General features: G+C 54.1%; 4 protein-coding genes. 3 read left to right on the top strand and 1 reads right to left on the bottom strand.

All coding sequences use genetic code 11. The annotated features are described in order from the left end of the window. Positions 1-33 precede the first annotated feature (33 nt). On the bottom strand, positions 34-1,269 hold the full coding sequence (locus tag AC2FNC_RS19955) for a lytic murein transglycosylase (protein WP_480477029.1): 1,236 nt from the start codon (positions 1,267-1,269) through the stop codon (positions 34-36). A 185-nt stretch (positions 1,270-1,454) separates the two neighbouring features. Between AC2FNC_RS19955 and AC2FNC_RS19950 the strand changes: the two genes are divergently transcribed. From AC2FNC_RS19950 to AC2FNC_RS19940, 3 genes are read left to right on the top strand one after another with little or no spacing between them, the layout of a single operon-like run. Next, positions 1,455-2,414: a cytochrome ubiquinol oxidase subunit II family protein gene (locus AC2FNC_RS19950; protein WP_480554860.1), complete on the top strand. Its 960-nt coding sequence runs from the start codon at positions 1,455-1,457 to the stop codon at positions 2,412-2,414. Next, the gene (locus AC2FNC_RS19945; protein ID WP_496716439.1) at positions 2,411-4,501 is read left to right on the top strand and encodes a cbb3-type cytochrome c oxidase subunit I; all 2,091 of its coding nucleotides are present in this window, start codon (positions 2,411-2,413) and stop codon (positions 4,499-4,501) included. Before AC2FNC_RS19950 ends, AC2FNC_RS19945 begins: the two co-directional genes overlap by 4 nt. Then, on the top strand, positions 4,498-5,130 hold the full coding sequence (locus AC2FNC_RS19940; protein WP_480554863.1) for a cytochrome c oxidase subunit 3: 633 nt from the start codon (positions 4,498-4,500) through the stop codon (positions 5,128-5,130). Before AC2FNC_RS19945 ends, AC2FNC_RS19940 begins: the two co-directional genes overlap by 4 nt. Positions 5,131-5,289: the final 159 nt, after the last annotated feature.

Here is a 5,289-nt window from a genome sequence, read left to right as displayed (position 1 = left end):
TCGAGAGCGACCGTTCAACGCATGCTTGGTGCCTTATCGGGCCAGTTTCGTTGTCATCGAGGCTTCAGGAAAGCAGGTAGGTGCAACACCCATCGTTTCCTGCCATCTGCCTATTGATCGGCGGGTTTTGAAACCTGGCAAGCCGTCAACGCCTCCGACATCGTACCCCAAGCTTTCCAGCGCGCCCTGCATCTTTGCGATGTCAGAACGGTACAAACCGCCGACCTTGCCCCACCGCCCTGCAAAATCGTCGCTTCCAAATTGGATTCTGTCACCGACATGGCCGACGAACAAAGCATACAGATCACTTTTGTTGTATTCCTTCAGAACGTAAAAATTCGGAGTGACAAGAAAAGCAGGACCAAATCGTCCTGCTGGCATCATCAGGTAACCTACCCCCTTCATCTCGTGGGCTGGAAAAGGTTTGCCAGAGACCCGGTTTATGCCCATCGCTTCCCACTGCTGAATTGACTGCCCCTGGTCGGGTCCTTCCAATGTACATGAAACGGTTGCCGGCACAGACACTTCGAAACCCCAGTCACGCCCGGCGATCCAGCCGTGCTTTTTCAGGTAGTTGCCAATCGAAGTGATTGTATCATCGGATGACCCCCAGATATCGACCTGTCCATCGCCGTTGCCATCTGCGGCGTAATCCAAATAGCTTGATGGCATGAACTGGGGTTGCCCTAACGCGCCTGCCCAACTGCTTTTCATTTGCCGGGCTGGCAGGGGCCCCGCTTCTGCGATTTGCAGAGCTGCGATAAGCTCGGCCGTGAAGTATTCCGCGCGTGTGCTCATGAATGCCTTGGTCGACAGAACCCTGAACGCATCATGGCGGATTGGCACCTGCCCATAGCCGCTTTCTCTGCCCCAGATTGCCAGAATGATACGAGCAGGAACGCCAGTATTGCTTTCGACTTTGGCAAGAATCGCAGAGTGTTGCTTTGCCATCCTGCGCCCGACAGACGTTGCACCCTGAATTGACCCCGTATTGAAATACCGGCTGGGCGAGCCAAATTCGGCTTGTTTTTGCGCCTTGGGCGTTTTGCGTTTATGTCCGGGCGGAACCAGATCCGGCAGGTCCCAGTTCAGAGTAACACCGGAAAACGCCTGTTGCAGTGTGTTGCGTGAAACACCTTTGGCCTGCGCCTTGGGCCAGATCGTCTCCAACAGCCACGACTGAAACTGGCGTTCAATTGCTGCACGATCCTGTGCCAGTGCGGTCTGGGACAGAAGGATCAATCCTAGAGTGACAAGCAAAGTACGCATTGACGATTTTTCTGTCCCGACTGGCCTTGCAAGTCAACGGGAAGATGCCGCGCGACCCGTCGCTGTTTATACCCAAAGTTGAAAGAAAGCTGAGGATGGCAATTTGTGGTTCGGAAAACTCTTGAGAAATTTCACCCACTTGCCGATAGTTGGATGGGATCGAGATGAGGAGAGGACAGTCAGCTGTGGCACAAGTCGTTTCGTCCAATCCATCCTTGCTCAGACTTGCCGCTGTGTTCCTGTTGATCGCTTCGGCGCAACCAGCTTTGGCCAGCGACAGCTTTATGGACCCGCAAGGCCCAATAGCGGCAGTTCAGAAGACGCATTTGCTTCGCGCGACCGTATTGATCCTGCTGGCCGTTATCCCGGTATTGGTGCTGGTCCCGATAATAGCGTTTCGGTATCGCCGCCGAAGCAACCGCATTGCGCCTTACGCACCGGATTGGGATTTCTCGGCCAAGCTGGAATTTGTCATGTGGGGCTTACCTGTAATAATCGTGGCCCTGCTGTCCTTTTATCTTTGGAAGGCGACGCATCGGCTTGACCCGTATTCGGCACCGTTTGGTGAGGATCCGGCGCTGCGGGTTCAGGTTGTCGGTCTGGATTGGAAATGGCTGTTTCTGTACCCAGATCTCGGGATCGCCACAGTGGGAGAGTTTGGAATTCCGACAAAGCGGCAAATTGCATTGACGCTGACGACCGATACCGTAATGCAGTCTTTTATGATACCCGCGCTGGCTGGGCAAATTTATGCGATGCCGGGCATGACCACCCAGTTACATCTTGTCGCGGATGCGCCGGAAGTGATGCAAGGTGAAAACACTCAGTACAACGGACGGGGCTTTACCAAGCAGAAGTTCCGCACCATCGCAATGAGTGGTGAGGATTTCGCCACTTGGGTCGAAGAAGTGCGTAACAACAGCATTCAACTAGACAAGGAAACGTATCGGAAACTGGCCATGCGGACTGACAGGGATGAAGTACAGGCCGCTTTGGGAACATCTCGGATGCCGGATGATGCGCTCTACTTCTCAATAGAAGACGACCTGTTCCGGAGTATCCTGAGCCGCTACCACAGCGGTCAGCCTTTACCGATCGAGCTACAGCCTGGAACTGCATCATTTGGGCAGGAGGCGCAAAAATGACGCCGACCGAGACAGGTTTCTTCGGGCGTCTGAGTTGGGACGCTTTTCCGATTGCCGGGTTGATCCAGAACCCAAATACTAATGAGATCGTGGCCAATACAGCCGCAGCTGTTGTGATTATTGGCGTTGTTGTTGTCGTAGGATTGCTGAGCTGGTTTCGTCTGTGGACACCCCTGTGGCGCGATTGGCTGACCAGCGTCGATCACAAGAAGATCGGTGTCATGTATATCGTCTTTGCCATCGTGATGCTGGCACGCGGTGTGCTTGAAGGCGTTGTCATGCGCGCGCAGCAGGCTTCCGGGCCCGGCGACGGTTTCCTCGAAGCCGAACATTTTGCCGAGCTTTTCAGCACTCACGGCACAATCATGGTCTTCTTTGTTGCCGTTCCCTTTGTCTTTGGTGTTGCGAATTACATTGTCCCGCTGATGATCGGCGCGCGCGATGTGGCATTCCCGCGACTAAACCAGATTAGTCTGGGCCTTACGGTTTCGTCAGGCATGATGCTGATGGTGTCGCTGGTGATTGGAGAGTTTTCGACCGGAGGCTGGACAGCCTATCCACCGTATACCGGCGCGGCGTTCAATCCCGGTGTTGGACCGGATTACTGGATCTGGGCAATCGTTGTTTCGGGCATTGGCACCTCACTGACCGGTATCAATTTTGCTGTAACGATCTACAAGTTGCGCGCGCCGGGCATGACGTTCATGCGGCTGCCGATGTATTGCTGGACAATCATTTGCAGTTCGATCTTGATCGTCTTTGCTATGCCGCCTTTGAGTGTCGCCGCGCTGATGCTTGCCGCTGATCGCTATCTTGATTTCCACTTTTTCACAAACGACCTCGGTGGCAACATGATGAACTATGCCAATCTGTTTTGGCTGTTCGGCCACCCCGAGGTTTACCTGCTGGTTTTGCCTGCTTATGGCATCTATTCCGAGGTGTTTGCGACCTTCTCGGCCAAACGGCTTTATGGCTACAACTCGCTTGTCATCGCGACCATGTCGATCGCCGTGTTGTCGTTCACAGTCTGGCTGCACCACTTTTTCACCATGGGTCAAAGCGCGCTGATCAACGCGGTGTTTGGTATCGCGACCATGCTGATTGCCATCCCAACCGGCGTGAAAGTCTATGACTGGATGGCGACGTTGTGGCGGGGACGCATTCGGTTCTCGGTGCCGATGCTTTATGGGTTGTCATTTTTGATGCTGTTTGCCATCGGCGGGCTGAGCGGCGTGATCCTGGCAAATCCAACCGTAGACTACCAGGTTCACAATACGCTGTTTTTGGTAGCTCATTTCCACAACGCGTTATTGCCTGGCGTGTTGTTCGGATTGTTGGCGGCATACAATTACTGGTTCCCCAAGGCCTTTGGATTCCGACTGAACGAATTCTGGGGCCGGGTTTCTGTTTATTGCTGGACCGGGGGGTTTTTGCTGACATTCATGCCTCTCTACTTCGTCGGGCTGTTGGGCATGCCGCGCCGATCTTTCAGCTATAGCGATCCGTCTTTCCACCCTTTCATGATCGTGGCCATCATCGGAGCGATTGTTATTACTTGTGGATTGTTCTCGATCCTGATCCAGCTATGGGTCAGCATTCGTGACCGCGACCAAACCCGTGTTCCGGTTGGGGATCCCTGGGATGGTCGCACATTGGAATGGTCTATCCCTTCACCGCCTCCCGCTTATAACTTTGCGATCATCCCCAAGGTTTCGGATCGGGATGAGTTCACGGCACAGAAGGCAAAAGGAACGGCCTATCCAACACCAGACGCTTATGAAGATATCGAACTGCCCCGAAACACGGGAATTGGCTTTGTTCTGTGCGTTCTCAGTGGCATATGGATGTTTGCGCTGGTCTGGTGGATCTGGTGGCTTGCGGCGTTAATGACGGTTTTGATGATCCTTGTGGTGATCATCTGGACATTCGATGACAGTACAGAACTCACCATCCCAGCGGAAGAGGTGCGAAGGGACCACGAAGCCTGGCTGGCATTGGTCCACAGCGAAGCGGCGGTTGATCGCGATTATGAAACTTCTCCGGAAAACCGCGGCCTTGCCCGCCCGGATCTGGAGGTGGCGACATGAAGCGCGCGCCCACTCACAGCTATCCCGGTATCAATCTAGGGGAACATCACGCCAGTGCCCACAAGGCAACCGAGGTTGTCACCTTTGGGTTCTGGGTCTTCTTGATGAGCGATCTGGTCTATTTTGGCCTGATGTTTGCGATTTACATAACGATGATCGATGCGCAGGCAGGTGGCCCCGGCCCGCACGAGTTGTTTGATCTGAAAAGTGTCTTTGCGCAGACCATGATACTGCTGACCAGCAGCCTGACAGTGGGTCTTGCCATGCTGGCGTTGAAGTACAATCTGCCGCGCGGTCGCATTGTCTTATGGTTTGGCGTCACTCTTGCGCTTGGGCTTGGTTTTCTGGTGCTTGAAGTGCGTGACTTCATGGCTATGGCGGATAAAGGCGGCATTCCGCAGCGCAGCGGTTTTCTGTCGGCTTTTTTCGGGTTGGTCCCACTGCATGGTCTGCACGTTGCGACTGGATGCCTTTGGTTGATCGTTTTGGGTATCCAGCTGCGCGTCAAGGGTATGACGGATGTGGTTATCTCGCGCGTGGTGCGACTGGCGTTGTTCTGGCATTTTCTCGATCTGATCTGGATTGGGATCATTACCATCGTGTATTTCGGAGGTCTGACCTATGGATAAGCGCTCTGAAATGCATCGTCGCGAGCGTCGGCGCTATGTGATCGGGTATGGTGGCTCGCTGTTGCTGACCTTGGCGATGTTTGGCGTGGCGCAGGTTTATGGGATTGAAACGGTTGGTGTTTACCTGACCATCGGGTTGCTTGGATTGGCACAGCTTGT

The sequence above is a fragment of the Ruegeria sp. BHSA123 genome, from assembly GCF_059613425.1.
Note: the sequence above shows the minus strand (reverse complement) of the source record. Positions and strands in the feature narration are given on the sequence as shown.

What these genes read in the sequence shown, in the direction of transcription:
- AC2FNC_RS19940 (WP_480554863.1), top strand. Translation starts at nt 4,498, where the DNA reads ATGAAGCGCGCGCCCACTCACAGCTATCCCGGTATCAATCTAGGGGAA.
- AC2FNC_RS19955 (WP_480477029.1), bottom strand. Translation starts at nt 1,269, where the DNA reads ATGCGTACTTTGCTTGTCACTCTAGGATTGATCCTTCTGTCCCAGACC.
- AC2FNC_RS19945 (WP_496716439.1), top strand. Translation starts at nt 2,411, where the DNA reads ATGACGCCGACCGAGACAGGTTTCTTCGGGCGTCTGAGTTGGGACGCT.